Genomic DNA, 12,146 nt, shown 5'->3' on the forward strand with positions numbered 1-12,146 from the left:
CTAGGAGCTCGGATCTCAGGACGAAGGTCTCCGCGAATGTCCGGTCGATCCGCGCGACGTCCCAGGCGGGCGTTCCCTTGGCGGACATCCACGCCGCAGCGTCGTGCATCAGCCGCACAACCTCGTCGATATCACCCGAGCAGGCGACCCGAACGTTCGGAGGCTCCTCGCTGTCCATTCGCTCCCCTGGCGCGGTATGAACCGCCGCCTCATAGTGCAGTTTGATCCTGACGAGCCCAGCATGTCTGCGCCCACCTTCGCGGAACCTGACCAGGGTCCGCTAGCGGGCGGCCGGAAGGTGAATGCTAGGCATGATCTAACCCTCGGTCTCTGGCGTCGCGACTGCGAAATTTCGCGAGGGTTTCCGAGAAGGTGATTGCGCTTCGCAGATCTCCAGGCGCGTGGGTGCGGACGTAGTCAGCGCCATTGCCGATCGCGTGAAGTTCCGCCGCAAGGCTCGCTGGACCCAGATCCTTTACAGGAAGGCCAACGGTGGCGCCCAAGAAGGATTTCCGCGACACCGAGACCAATAGCGGAAGCCCCAACGCCGACTTCAGCTTTTGAAGGTTCGACAGCACGTGCAGCGATGTTTCCGGTGCGGGGCTCAAGAAAAATCCCATCCCCGGATCGAGGATGAGCCGGTCGGCAGCGACCCCGCTCCGTCGCAAGGCGGAAACCCGCGCCTCGAAGAACCGCACAATCTCGTCGAGCGCGTCTTCGGGTCGAAGGTGACCGGTGCGGGTGGCGATGCCATCCCGCTGCGCTGAGTGCATAACCACCAGCCTGCAGTCCGCCTCAGCAATATCGGGATAGAGCGCAGGGTCAGGAAATCCTTGGTTTTCGTTCAGGTTGCCCACGCCGCGCTTGAGCGCATAGCGCTGGGTTTCCGGTTGGAAGCTGTCGATTGAAACACGGTGCATCTGATCGGACAGGGCGTCTAAGAGCGGCGCAATACGTCTGATCTCATCGGCCGGCGATACAGGCCTCGCGTCCGGATGGCTGGCGGCCGGTCCGACATCCACGACGTCTGATCCGACTCGCAGCATTTCGATCGCCGCGGTGACAGCGCCGGCGGGGTCTAGCCGCCGGCTCTCATCGAAGAAGGAGTCCTCGGTGAGATTCAGAATGCCGAACACCGTCACCATGGCGTCGGCCTCCGCAGCGACTTCCACGATGGGGATCGGGCGAGCAAAAAGGCAGCAATTATGAGCCCCATACCTACAAAGCCCCACGCATCAAGCTTTTGCCCATGAAGCAACCAGGCAATGGCTGTAATTATGACGACGCCGAGTCCCGACCAGACTGCATAAGCAACACCGACAGGGATGGATTTCAGAACCAGAGAAAGAAAATAAAATGCGATGCCATAACCGATTATGACAACGGCGGAAGGGGCAAGCTTAGTAAAGCCCTCGGTACATTTGTTTTCTGATTTAGTGACAATGGTAAGGAACAGTTATGCAAATCAACTTAAATACTCCGGGCACAGCGGCTACATCAACAATACAAACTGTTGCTCCTGCTGCTCAGGCTAAAACCACCACTACAACAGCACCCTCTACTGCAGACACTGTCACCTTATCTGCTGAAGCAAAGGCGAAGCTGGCTGCAGAGCAGCAAGAATCTAAAGCAATAAATCCAACACTGACTACATTAGGTGGTGGCTGGGGTAATGAACCACCAAAATAAGAGGTAGTTTGTGGGGACATTTATTACGACTCTTGCTGAGTACTTATGGGTGTTGTGCATAGGTTCTCTACTGCTGTCCTTAGTCTGGTCGGCCAGTAAATCTGCACGAATAACCATATTGATACTCACTTTATCGGGATTAGCTCAAGACAGGATTGCTCCTTTGCTGATGGGGATATCTGAAACATCTCCTGAGCTCGCTCGCTTACTTTGGTACCCAAGTTGGGTGATATGTCAAACATTGACGCTTGGTATCATCTGGGTTATTCATAGAAAATTCGTATGGGCGGTTGAACAAATCACTCAATTCATTTGTTTAAGCATCTTGATGCACTCTGTTCTGCAGGTAGCGAGATTCACAGACAGAGTCATATTTGGCACTGATCTATTGGGTGGTATATACAAATATGGAATACCAGCTATAAATATCGCAGCAATTTTAGCGATATTTTTATGGTCCATATCAGGAGCCGTCAAGCACAGAAAGGAACTTCAGGAATGCTGACTTTTGTTATGTCTGCAATTACGTTTGGCTTTTTACTGTTAAGTCTGTTTTTCTACAAGAAGTTGATTGGAATGTCAGATGCATTAAACATTATCGAAAAGCAGGTGGCCGCTGATATGGAGATCCGGGCGCATAGATTATGCCTGCTTGCATACGAAGCGCAACGGTTCGGTAACTCTGTGGATAGACGTGCTTTGGATGAAGAGTTTAAAGATTTTTTGCACCTGTACATTGAAGACTACCAAGCAGAAGTCGCAAAAAAGATCAGAGAACATAAGCTCAGCGAGATTTCTGCCTACGGATTTATTAAATTAGATAAGTAGTCATAACAACAAAGCTGTGGACAAGATCTGTCTTGTCTTATTTTAAATGCCCCCCACTGCTTCTCATAGTGATGCACGCCAGCTTTGGCCACCTTTAGATTTGACTGATGCTGCTTGTTAAGAAAATTCTGAATATCTTGCTGAACCTGATGCACAGCATCCAGTAATTGGGCTAAAGCAAACTCCTCGGCATGAAACACAAAGGTTTTACTGGCAGGTTCAAGCCAGCAAAACATGGCTTCATTATCCATCCAGGTGATCACCTGATTAAAACCGGTTAAATGATGCGCTTGATAACGACGCAGAGCAGTATTATCCCGCACTGAATGATCCAGCTCATCTGCATGACGCCATAACGCCTCATTCCGCAGTGGATGGTTTAGATCAGGCAGGTTGATTTCACTTCGCAGCGCCATGGCTCTATGACACAAATCCAGCCCCAGTTCTCCGCAACACTTGGCGGGCCAGAAAATCCGGGATAATTGATAGCTATGGATCAGAATTAAATGCACGGCATCGTACATATCTTCACAAGCCCGGCGCTGACAATCCCAGTCTTCAGACCAGTCATGTAATTGTTTGATGGCTCTGTCCAGTTGCTGACCAGCCTCAACGACTAACTCAGCTTGCAGTTCTGCCTGCTTCATGTAGACCAATAATTCTTTGGCATCCATTTCAACACTCCTGTAAGACGAGACAACACCCTGATTCGGGTACTCTGTATTTTCAGTGTAGAAAGCAAAAAGTCCTTTGCAAGCTGACAAAACAGAAGCTAAGTTATAGATTTTCCAGTTATTACCTATTAACGGTCCTTCAATAAATCTAAGCTGCTGAGTTCATGTGATATAGCATCTTTTGGATTTTTCAGATTTTTTGTATTTATTTTCAACAATCTGCTGTTCTGTTCAGCAAAAAAGCGAGTCACAAGCTATCGGTTATAAAATAAGATGGCCGTTCTAAACCGGGCTTTCATCAAATAGTTACATCTGTTTTTTAAACTTTGACGTACAATAACTGCCTTTTTCGTTGCTGCAGAGGAATTTTATGCTGGGCTTTTTTGAACGCTTAACCAACCCTTTCCCTGATAAAGAGCCAACTCAGCCACCTCAAGGCCTGTTTGCATTTTGTTTGCATTACAGTCAAGGCATGGTGTTGCCTCTGATCCTGATGTCTATTGCGACAGCCTTACTGGCCGCATTAGAAGTGTCCTTATTTGGCTATATGGGGCAATTAGTCGATTGGTTGGTAACCAAGAATCCGGCTACTTTCTGGCAGGAAGAGCAGGATACCTTGATCACTATGGCCATAGTGATGTTGCTGGTGTTGCCTGGTTTGGTATTTTTTCACTCAGCCCTGATCCACCAAACTATATTGGGTAACTACCCTATGTCGATCCGCTGGCTGGCGCATCGTTATTTACTGAAACAAAGTTTGGGTTTCTACCAGAATGAATTCGCTGGTCGCATCGCCACTAAAGTGATGCAAACGGCTTTGGCAGTGCGCGAAACGGCCACCAAGCTGCTGGATGTGATGGTGTATGTGGTGGTGTATTTTGGCTCTATGTTGTATCTGATCGCCGATGCAGATTGGCGCTTGGTACTGCCGATGATTGCCTGGTTAGTCATATACACCGGCTTGCAGTTTTATTTTGTGCCGAGACTGAAACAAGTTGCAACAGAACAAGCCGATGCCCGTTCAGAAATGACAGGCCGTATTGTCGACAGCTACACCAATATCAGCACTATTAAACTGTTTTCACACACGGCTCGTGAGTCAGAATACGCCCGCGATAGCATGCAGCTGTTTCTGGTGCCTGTGTACAGACAAATGCGACTGGCTACCTGGCTCAATATTTGTGTGCAGGGTCTGAACTATCTGTTGGTGTTCTCTATTGCCACGCTGGCGATATGGCTTTGGTCTGTCAATGCCGTCACTGTGGGCTCTATTGCCATCGCAGTCAGTCTGGCGCTGCGTTTAAATGGTATGTCGCAGTGGATCATGTGGGAAGTCAGTGCACTGTTTGAAAACATAGGTACTGTGGCAGATGGTATTGCGACTTTGTCTCAGCCTCAGCAAATCATCGACAAAGCTGATGCGAAGCCGCTTGAAGTGCCACAAGGTCAGATTGAGTTTAAGCAACTGAACTTTAACTACGGCAAAGCAGCAGGTGAACATGGTCCTGTGATTGATGGTCTGGACTTGTCGATTAAACCCGGTGAAAAAGTAGGTTTAGTCGGCCGTTCTGGTGCTGGTAAATCCACGCTGGTGAACTTACTGCTGCGCTTTTATGATGTCAATTCAGGCCAGATTTTGATAGACGGTCAGGACATCAAAACTGTATCACAGGAAAGTCTTCGCGCTCATATAGCTATGGTGACCCAGGATACCTCCCTGCTACACCGTACTGTAAGGGAAAATATTTTATATGGTCGTCCTGGCGCTACCGAAGCGGAAATGATTGAAGCAGCCCGTTTAGCCGAAGCCGATGCTTTTATTCAGGAGCTTACCGATCCTAAAGGCAACAGTGGCTACGACGCTCAGGTGGGCGAACGTGGAGTCAAGCTTTCTGGTGGTCAACGTCAACGTATTGCAATAGCTCGGGTTTTACTGAAAAACGCCCCTATTCTGATTTTGGATGAAGCCACCTCAGCGCTGGACTCCGAAGTAGAATCAGCTATTCAGCATAGTCTGACTCAGTTGATGATAGGCAAAACGGTTATAGCCATTGCACACCGTTTATCTACCATAGCAGCTATGGACAGGCTGATCGTTCTGGATCAAGGTCGTATTGTGGAACAAGGCAGTCATCAGGAACTGATCGCCAAAGGCGGTATTTACGCTCAATTATGGGCGCATCAAACCGGCGGCTTTATTGGTGTGGAATAAATAATAAAGGTCAGAGTCTTGGCTCTGACCTGTTGTTTTTAGCTTAAACGCGGGTCGGTTTCAGCGACCATCGGCCGGTTTAAATGCGCATTTCTGAACTGTAATAATACAGGGAAGGGTTTTAAGTCGACTAAATCGCGGAACAATATCCAGTCGATTAAAGTGAACAGACTGATACCAGGATAGTCCCAGTCACCGAAATGCCCTGCCCTGATTTGTTGCTCAAGTGCCTCTAGCGTCGCCTGAATTCGCTCATGCTGAAGATTAAAAAACAATTTATCTTCAGTCACGTCAAAACCTGAGCGCTTACAAAGCAGTAATTCAACCAAGGAGTCTGTGCAGGCATTGATGGTCGTCAGACCGTTTTCCTGATCCCAGCTCAATGGTTTGAATTTCAGTTTCGAAGCCAAATAACGATAAATTACGCCTGAATCAAAAATAACCTGCTCTCCATCCACTAACACAGGCACTTTGCGTGCCGGATTATGTTGTACCAACACTGAACGGCCTTCAGACTCAAAAATATTAAGCGCTACAAACTGATAAGGTTGCCCTGCCAGTACTAAACGTAAACGACGAACAAAAGGGGAAGCCACTGAACCTAATAACTGCATAACCTACTCCAATTTCAAACCATAGCTTTAGTGTACAACCAGAGTCAGCGGCTTAGATAGTGCTGATAGTCTGTTAATTTGGGCTTAGGGCAGAAAGCTTTTTCAATTCAAATTGATACGCAGTCTGAGCAACCTGCGCAATGATAGCTTCATTGGTTCGGCTTGACTCGGCTGAGTCTTTCACAAAAACAGCAACCAGCAAGGGCCGTCCATCAGGCAACAGAATGATACCTAAATCATTAGTGGCCGCAGTTTTTCCGGCTTTGATACCCGAAGTACCAGTTTTATGTGCGACCACAGTACCAGCTGGTAACAAACCTTTTAACCGCTCTGGTCCTGTGGTGGTTTCGACCATCCACTTCCATAACAAAGCCTGCGAGGTTTCAGACAGCTGTGTTTTTTGCTCAAACTTTTTCAGGATCTCTGCAGCACCTTTCATCGAGGTCCAGTTTTGATACTGCACCTGATCATCGGCGTGCATCTGCGCTTCATTTGCGACCACAGCGGTCTCCTTTATACCCATAGACTGGATATAGTCATGCAAAGCAGCTGGTCCACCAACCAGTTCAAATAACAAATCACAGGCCACGTTATCGCTGAGCGAGACCGAGTATTGCAGCAGTTGCTGCACTGGAACACTAAACTCGTCTCCCTGATACGCTTTCATTATCGGAGCCCAGGTATTCTGTAAAACCTTAGCCCTGTTTACGATAACGGTCTGATTTAAATCCAACTTTCCCTGATCAACCTGATGCAGTACCAACATAGCTAAATGCAATTTAAATACACTTTGCATTGGGAATTTTTCAAAAGGATTAATCAGTAAAGGTTCCAGATCGTCAGGCCCCCACACTGCAACGCCTACAGTGGCTTTTTTTCCAATGACTATGGATTCAATTTGCTCTTTTAACAGTGGGGATTGCGCTGAGGTTTCGAATGAACTAAAAGATACCATCAGTAGCGTCGAGGCAGTAACTACAGCTTTTATAATGACATTCATCGGATTGTCCTTTTGATAAGTCGATATGAATTATACAAAAGGCAGCCAAAGCTGCCTTTTTAGGGTATAGGAAGTATAAACCACCTTTTTGGGTATAGGAAGTATAAACCACCTTTTTGCTCCTCATCCGAAGTATCTTACCTGAAATTCCCTCACTCGTTTACCGCTCAAGCCCCAATTTTAACTGCCGGTCCAGCCTAAACCGCTCTAATAAGGTTCGATTTGGCGGTAAAATCTCTAGCCTGATAGCTCGAGAGATACAAACTGCCCCACCGCCCCGTTTAAAAGTTGGCAGTGTTGAGCAGTGTTGGATTTGGGGTCGTCAGTCAAAGAGACGACTCTGTGATGGATCGAACAGGCTGGGAGTCAGTGGCGGCGCTCGTTCTGGTGGCAGCTCACGCTGCTTGGCGGCATTCGCCTTGGCTGTTTTCTGTTTCAGATGCTTGAGAATCTGCTCAATGACCTTCGGATCTTCGATGCTGGCAATCACTTTGACGTGACCGCCGCAGTGTTCGCAGACTTCAATATCAATATTGAAGACTCGCTTGAGGCGTTGCATCCAGGTCATGGCGCGGTGGCGCTCTGCAGGACTCTTGTCACGCCAGTTAGTATCGAGACCTTCCGATTTGTCGGGCTTCTTGCCCCGCTTGGCGGGTGTTACTTGAACTCGGTGTTTGCTGTTCGGTGCAAAGACGCCGTGGAAGCGTGTGAGGTTGACTCGCGGCTTAGGTACCAACGCAGCGAGTTTGGCGATGAAGTCCAGCGGCTCGAAGATCACATGGGTGGTGCCATTGCGGTACGGAGTTTTGAGCTCGTAACGCACCTGCCCATTGGCGGTTAATGCCAGACGTTTTTCTGAAACCGCTGGCCGACTAATGTAGCGACACAAGCGCTCAAGCTTATCCCGCTGATGCGCTTCGGCCATCACACCGGCGTGTAGCGAGAAACCAGCATGGTTGGCTACTCGACTGCTTGAGTCGGCTTTATCCTCACGCCCTGGCAAGGTTTGCAGGGTGAAGACTTTGCGCCCTTGCTGGGGGCCGACGGCAATGCGATACGTAACCGAAGCACCATGTAATTGAGTCAGCGTATCGTCTTCGCCCTCTTCCAGTGTCAACCACGTATTCTCGGCATCACGCTCCAAAATCCCACGCTTTTCCATGCAGCGAGCGATGCGATGGCTGAGGGTGTGAGCGAGCGTATTCAGCTCATCGTAAGTGGGTGCCTTGACACGATGGAAGCGTTGCTTGCCATAGTCATCTTCGGCATAGACACCATCGAGAAACAGCATGTGGTAGTGGACATTGAGATTTAGCGCGGAGCCAAAGCGTTGGATAAGAGTCACTGAGCCAGTTTGTGCAGAGGCTTTGGTGTAACCGGCTTTTTTGATCAGATGAGTTGAGAGTGTACGATAGACGATACTCAAGACCTGGCCCATCAGCTGGGGATGGCGAGCCAGCAAAAAGCGTAGCTGGAAAGGAAAGCTGAGCACCCACTGGCGAATGGGCTCCTTGGGGAAGACTTCGTCTATCAGCAGCGCCGCACTCTCGGCCATCCGGCGGGCACCGCAGCTAGGGCAAAAGCCGCGTCGTTTACAGCTGAAGGCGACCAGACGCTCGTGATGACAATCCTCGCAGCGAACCCGCATGAAACCATACTCCAGACGGCCACATTGGAGGAGGTCGTTGAATTCTTGTTGGATGTAGCGAGGCAGGTGTTGACCTTGGGCTTCGAGTGAGGCTTTGAAGGCTGGGTAGTGCTGCTCAACCAGCTGGTAGAGCAGCGTCTGGTCGGGTTGGTGGCGTTCGTAACCGTTTGTTTGAGTGGGCGATTGACTCGCCGTGGCGTTCCTTGCCAGCGACATGGGTATCCTCCGCTGATACTGTGGTTATGTACAGTATCAGCGGCTTGCGTTCAGACGTCCAGTCTGGCCCTAGACATCGCTAAATGCTTAACCCGCAATAGCCCTCACGAGTTGTTATCAGCCACTACCGGTTGAGCGAGAAGGTTTTGGGTTCAGGGTGCTATTGCTCCACCAATCACAATACTGAAGCCCCAACTGTTATCAGTTGGGGCTTTTTCTTGTCTGTTTGCGGCGGTTGCGTTTTATCGGTAGTCGTCGAGCTCTGCACCATCCCACATAAGAGCTTAACGGTGCGATCTTCAACGCCATCACACAAAACTTTCTTTTTCACGCACAGTCAACTTATTGGATGTTTTATTAACAACCCAAAAGGAGATATTTAGCGGGCGGCCGGAAGGTGAATGCTAGGCATGATCTAACCCTCGGTCTCTGGCGTCGCGACTGCGAAATTTCGCGAGGGTTTCCGAGAAGGTGATTGCGCTTCGCAGATCTCCAGGCGCGTGGGTGCGGACGTAGTCAGCGCCATTGCCGATCGCGTGAAGTTCCGCCGCAAGGCTCGCTGGACCCAGATCCTTTACAGGAAGGCCAACGGTGGCGCCCAAGAAGGATTTCCGCGACACCGAGACCAATAGCGGAAGCCCCAACGCCGACTTCAGCTTTTGAAGGTTCGACAGCACGTGCAGCGATGTTTCCGGTGCGGGGCTCAAGAAAAATCCCATCCCCGGATCGAGGATGAGCCGGTCGGCAGCGACCCCGCTCCGTCGCAAGGCGGAAACCCGCGCCTCGAAGAACCGCACAATCTCGTCGAGCGCGTCTTCGGGTCGAAGGTGACCGGTGCGGGTGGCGATGCCATCCCGCTGCGCTGAGTGCATAACCACCAGCCTGCAGTCCGCCTCAGCAATATCGGGATAGAGCGCAGGGTCAGGAAATCCTTGGATATCGTTCAGGTAGCCCCCGCCGCGCTTGAGCGCATAGCGCTGGGTTTCCGGTTGGACGCTGTCGATTGAAACACGGTGCATCTGATCGGACAGGGCGTCTAAGAGCGGCGCAATACGTCTGATCTCATCGGCCGGCGATACAGGCCTCGCGTCCGGATGGCTGGCGGCCGGTCCGACATCCACGACGTCTGATCCGACTCGCAGCATTTCGATCGCCGCGGTGACAGCGCCGGCGGGGTCTAGCCGCCGGCTCTCATCGAAGAAGGAGTCCTCGGTGAGATTCAGAATGCCGAACACCGTCACCATGGCGTCGGCCTCCGCAGCGACTTCCACGATGGGGATCGGGCGAGCAAAAAGGCAGCAATTATGAGCCCCATACCTACAAAGCCCCACGCATCAAGCTTTTGCCCATGAAGCAACCAGGCAATGGCTGTAATTATGACGACGCCGAGTCCCGACCAGACTGCATAAGCAACACCGACAGGGATGGATTTCAGAACCAGAGAAAGAAAATAAAATGCGATGCCATAACCGATTATGACAACGGCGGAAGGGGCAAGCTTAGTAAAGCCCTCGCTAGATTTTAATGCGGATGTTGCGATTACTTCGCCAACTATTGCGATAACAAGAAAAAGCCAGCCTTTCATGATATATCTCCCAATTTGTGTAGGGCTTATTATGCACGCTTAAAAATAATAAAAGCAGACTTGACCTGATAGTTTGGCTGTGAGCAATTATGTGCTTAGTGCATCTAACGCCGGAGTTAAGCCGCCGCGCGTAGCGCGGTCGGCTTGAACGAATTGTTAGACATCATTTACCAACTGACTTGATGATCTCGCCTTTCACAAAGCGAATAAATTCTTCCAAGTGATCTGCGCGTGAGGCCAAGTGATCTTCTTTTTGTCCCAGATAAGCTTGCTTAGCTTCAAGTAAGACGGGCTGATACTGGGCAGGTAGGCGTTTTATTGCCCAGTCGGCAGCGACATCCTTCGGCGCGATTTTGCCGGTTATTGCGCTGTACCAAATGCGGGACAACGTAAGCACTACATTTCGCTCATCGCCGGCCCAGTCGGGCTGCGAGTTCCATAGCTTCAAGGTTTCCCTCAGCGCCTCGAATAGATCCTGTTCAGGAACCGGGTCAAAGAATTCCTCCGCTGCCGGACCTACCAAGGCAACGCTATGTTCTCTTGCTTTTGTAAGCAGGATAGCTAGATCAATGTCGATCATGGCTGGCTCGAAGATACCCGCAAGAATGTCATTGCGCTGCCATTCTCCAAATTGCAGCTCGCGCTTAGCCGGATAACGCCACGGGATGATGTCGTCATGCACGACAAGGGTGACTTCTATAGCGCGGAGCGTCTCGCTCTCGCCAGGGAAAGCCGAAGCCTCCATAAGATCATTGAGCAATGCTCGCCGCGTCGTTTCATCAAGCTTTACGGCCACAGTAACCAACAAATCAATATCGCTGTATGGCTTCAGGCCGCCATCCACTGCGGAGCCGTACAAATGCACGGCCAGCAACGTTGATTCCAGATGGCGCTCAATGACGCTTAGCACCTCTGATAGTTGGTTCGAAATTTCGATGGTCACCGCTTCCCTCATGATGTCTAACGCCTGAAATAAGCCGTGCCGCGAAGCGGCATCGGCTTGATTGAATTGTTAGACGGCAAACTCGAGCCAATACTTGTGCAGGCCAACAATATTAGACGAGCACAGCATGGGCATTGCCGCTTTGATCTTCTCCAGTGACCAATTCCACCACTCCATCTCCAGAAGCAATGAAATTTCCTCATCGGTGAAGCGTTTCTTAATCTTCTTAGCGGGATTGCCGCCAACGATAGCGTAAGGCTCCACATCTTTTGTCACCAACGAGCGGCTGCCTATCACCGCACCGTGCCCGATCTTGATTCCGGGCATGACCATTGCCTCAGAGCCGATCCAAACGTCATTGCCAATGACAGTATTACCTGCTTTTTGGAAGGCATCGAGTGCGCTTGAGAATGCAGGTTCTTCCTGCATATAAAAGAACGGGAAAGATGATGCCCAGTCGTACCGATGCCCCTGATTGCCAGCCATGATAAAGGAAGCCCCACTCCCGATAGAGCAGAAACTACCGATGATCAACTTATCAACGTCATCACGGTCCGGAAACAGATACCGTGCGCAGTCATCGAATGAGTGCCCATGATAGTAGCCAGAGTAATAGCTGTACCGCCCAACTTTGATATTGGGGTTCTTCACTTGCTCAGAAAGCAGCTTGCCTTTGAAGGGGCTATCAAAGTAGTTGGTCATAAGAGATCCCGCGGTCTGTGACTTTGCCGTCTAAC

General features: G+C 50.2%; 13 protein-coding genes. 3 read left to right on the top strand and 10 right to left on the bottom strand.

What is annotated here, in order from left to right; translation table 11 throughout:
* Nucleotides 1-305: 305 nt before the first annotated feature.
* Together sul1 (PG898_RS20780) and PG898_RS20785 are read right to left on the bottom strand one after the other, a co-directional pair.
* Nucleotides 306-1,145, bottom strand: a complete 840-nt coding sequence (gene sul1, locus PG898_RS20780) for a sulfonamide-resistant dihydropteroate synthase Sul1 (protein ID WP_270830631.1) — start codon at nt 1,143-1,145, stop codon at nt 306-308.
* Nucleotides 1,139-1,456: a DMT family transporter gene (locus PG898_RS20785; protein WP_071211019.1), complete on the bottom strand. Its 318-nt coding sequence runs from the start codon at nt 1,454-1,456 to the stop codon at nt 1,139-1,141. Before PG898_RS20785 ends, sul1 (PG898_RS20780) begins: the two co-directional genes overlap by 7 nt.
* 2 nt (nt 1,457-1,458) lie before the next feature.
* Between PG898_RS20785 and PG898_RS20790 the strand changes: the two genes are divergently transcribed.
* Nucleotides 1,459-1,689 carry a hypothetical protein gene (locus tag PG898_RS20790; protein WP_032495677.1) on the top strand — a complete coding sequence of 77 codons (231 nt, stop codon included), beginning with the start codon at nt 1,459-1,461 and terminating at the stop codon, nt 1,687-1,689.
* 498 nt (nt 1,690-2,187) lie between these two features.
* On the top strand, nt 2,188-2,517 hold the full coding sequence (locus tag PG898_RS20795; RefSeq protein WP_033917513.1) for a hypothetical protein: 330 nt from the start codon (nt 2,188-2,190) through the stop codon (nt 2,515-2,517).
* On the opposite strand, the gene PG898_RS20800 is transcribed toward PG898_RS20795, so the two are convergent.
* The gene (locus tag PG898_RS20800; protein WP_032495674.1) at nt 2,490-3,191 is read right to left on the bottom strand and encodes a hypothetical protein; all 702 of its coding nucleotides are present in this window, start codon (nt 3,189-3,191) and stop codon (nt 2,490-2,492) included. The two genes, PG898_RS20795 and PG898_RS20800, sit on opposite strands and share 28 nt — an antisense overlap.
* Nucleotides 3,192-3,561: 370 nt before the next feature.
* Between PG898_RS20800 and PG898_RS20805 the strand changes: the two genes are divergently transcribed.
* Nucleotides 3,562-5,403 carry an ABC transporter ATP-binding protein gene (locus tag PG898_RS20805; RefSeq protein WP_032495614.1) on the top strand — a complete coding sequence of 614 codons (1,842 nt, stop codon included), beginning with the start codon at nt 3,562-3,564 and terminating at the stop codon, nt 5,401-5,403.
* A 38-nt stretch (nt 5,404-5,441) separates the two neighbouring features.
* Here the strand turns inward: PG898_RS20805 and PG898_RS20810 are convergent, their stop codons facing one another.
* The 7 genes from PG898_RS20810 to PG898_RS20840 all read right to left on the bottom strand — a co-directional run bounded on the left by PG898_RS20810 (nt 5,442) and on the right by PG898_RS20840 (nt 12,111).
* A complete protein-coding gene (locus PG898_RS20810; RefSeq protein WP_001176353.1) occupies nt 5,442-6,017 on the bottom strand; it encodes a glutathione S-transferase family protein in 576 nt (191 codons plus the stop codon).
* A 73-nt stretch (nt 6,018-6,090) separates the two neighbouring features.
* Nucleotides 6,091-7,017 carry an extended-spectrum class A beta-lactamase PER-3 gene (locus PG898_RS20815; RefSeq protein ID WP_049637349.1) on the bottom strand — a complete coding sequence of 309 codons (927 nt, stop codon included), beginning with the start codon at nt 7,015-7,017 and terminating at the stop codon, nt 6,091-6,093.
* A gap of 322 nt (nt 7,018-7,339) precedes the next feature.
* Nucleotides 7,340-8,881, bottom strand: coding sequence for an IS91-like element ISCR1 family transposase (locus tag PG898_RS20820; protein ID WP_000050481.1), 1,542 nt, complete (start codon nt 8,879-8,881; stop codon nt 7,340-7,342).
* A gap of 404 nt (nt 8,882-9,285) precedes the next feature.
* Nucleotides 9,286-10,125 carry a sulfonamide-resistant dihydropteroate synthase Sul1 gene (sul1, locus tag PG898_RS20825; protein WP_270830632.1) on the bottom strand — a complete coding sequence of 280 codons (840 nt, stop codon included), beginning with the start codon at nt 10,123-10,125 and terminating at the stop codon, nt 9,286-9,288.
* Nucleotides 10,119-10,466, bottom strand: coding sequence for a quaternary ammonium compound efflux SMR transporter QacE delta 1 (locus PG898_RS20830; protein ID WP_000679427.1), 348 nt, complete (start codon nt 10,464-10,466; stop codon nt 10,119-10,121). The genes sul1 (PG898_RS20825) and PG898_RS20830 overlap by 7 nt, the downstream gene beginning before the upstream one ends.
* A gap of 163 nt (nt 10,467-10,629) precedes the next feature.
* A complete protein-coding gene (locus PG898_RS20835) occupies nt 10,630-11,421 on the bottom strand; it encodes an ANT(3'')-Ia family aminoglycoside nucleotidyltransferase AadA2 (protein ID WP_001206356.1) in 792 nt (263 codons plus the stop codon).
* 57 nt (nt 11,422-11,478) lie between these two features.
* Nucleotides 11,479-12,111, bottom strand: coding sequence for a type B-3 chloramphenicol O-acetyltransferase CatB3 (locus PG898_RS20840; RefSeq protein WP_000186237.1), 633 nt, complete (start codon nt 12,109-12,111; stop codon nt 11,479-11,481).
* Nucleotides 12,112-12,146: the final 35 nt, after the last annotated feature.

This window comes from Aeromonas sp. QDB31 (genome assembly GCF_027707605.1).
Taxonomy (GTDB): domain Bacteria; phylum Pseudomonadota; class Gammaproteobacteria; order Enterobacterales; family Aeromonadaceae; genus Aeromonas; species Aeromonas media.